Genomic DNA, 1,168 nt, shown 5'->3' with positions numbered 1-1,168 from the left:
AGCGTGTACCGTGCCACGGACGAGGTCCTGGGGCGTGAAGTGGCAGTCAAACTCTTCCGCGACGGGACAGTGGACGAAGAGCGGACCCGCAGGCAGGCCGATGAAGTGCGGATCCTGGCGGGGATGGCCCACCACGCCCTCGTGACACTGTTCGACGCCGGCACGGACCTCAGCGACCCGACCCGCCGGCTCAGTTATCTGGTGATGGAACTCGTCCGCGGCCCCGACCTGCGCCGCCGCTCGGCCGAGGGTCCGCTGTCGGCGGCCCACATGGCGCTGATCGGACACGATCTCGCCGACGGTCTTGCGCACATCCACCACCACGGCATCATCCACCGGGACGTCAAGCCGGCCAACATCCTGCTCGTGGACTACAGCGTCGAGGACCGGCGCGCCCGCGCCAAACTCAGCGACTTCGGCGTGGCCATCACCATCCGCGAAGGCCACCACGGCGACCCCGATGACAGCTCCGGCACCCCGGCCTACCTCAGCCCTGAACAGGCTGCCGGCGAACCGGCAGGCCCCGCCAGCGACGTCTAGTCGCCGGTGCAGTCCGCCCTGGCCCGGTTGCTCCACGACCCGGACGTCCCCGAAGACATCGCGCCCATGTGGGCGGCCCTGCTGACCTCCATGCTGGACAGGGATCCGGCCGCCCGCCCGCCGGCCCGGGAAGTGTCCCTGGCCCTGCGCCAGGAAGTCATCAGCGGCACAGGACGCCGCCGCCGGGACCCGGCCGCGCTGTTGACCGACGAAGAAGGGCGCATGCGTGCGGTCGAGCGGTACCGGATCCTGGACACTCCCGCGGACGGCGTCTTTGACCGGATCGCGGCGCTGGCCGCACGCATGTTCTCGGTGCCCGTGGCGATTGTCAGTGTTGTGGACCATGACCGCATCTGGTTCAAGTCCCACCACGGCACGGATGTCACGGAAATCGGCCGGGACCCCGGATTGTGCGCCTCCGCCGTCCTGCAGGGCGATGCCTGGATTGTCCGGGACGCCGTCAACGATCCCCGGACGCTGGCCAACCCCCTCGTGGCAGGCGAGTTCGGCCTGCAGTTCTATGCCGGGGTGCCGCTGCGCACTCCGGACGGCTACAACCTGGGCACCTTCTGCATCCTGGACCGTGAGCCCCGCGAGTTCAGCGAGGAGGACACTGCCGCGCTGGAGG

General features: G+C 69.6%; 2 protein-coding genes. Both read left to right on the top strand.

The features are described 5' to 3' along the window. A partial coding sequence (locus tag LQV45_RS34220; RefSeq protein WP_230012311.1) for a protein kinase occupies positions 1 to 540 on the top strand: 540 nt, incomplete at its 5' end. A 6-nt stretch (positions 541 to 546) separates the two neighbouring features. Beyond that, the coding region (locus LQV45_RS34215) for a GAF domain-containing protein (protein WP_230012310.1) at positions 547 to 1,168 on the top strand (622 nt) is incomplete at its 3' end.

Source organism: Microbacterium sp. Bi128, from assembly GCF_918698205.1.
The sequence above is the reverse complement of the archived record's forward strand: the minus strand, read 5'-3'. Positions and strand labels throughout refer to the sequence as shown.